Genomic DNA, 338 nt, shown 5'->3' on the forward strand with positions numbered 1-338 from the left:
AACGCGAGAGAACGCCCGCGGAGCCGCTGTCACACTTCGTCATGACTTGACACGAAGCGCAACTCGGTATTGACTACCGCTATGACTGATTTCGCGACTGCCCCGACCGCCCTCGTGGTGAACGGGACCCCCGGCATGATGCTCGGGTCGCGAGTCATGCGCTGTCGAATGTGCGGCTAATCCCCGTCCGCGGTTGCCCCGCATCGGATATTCCCTCCCGCCCCGCGGGAAGCACTCTCGGAAGTTCTCGGGCCACGCCCGCTTCCCCTCTCGACATCCGCGACCGACGCCGGTCGCACAGCGCTAAGGACCCCAGCTCATGAGCATCGCACTGCACA

Source organism: Leucobacter sp. M11, assembly GCF_035726885.1.
Taxonomy (GTDB): domain Bacteria; phylum Actinomycetota; class Actinomycetes; order Actinomycetales; family Microbacteriaceae; genus JAPFRB01.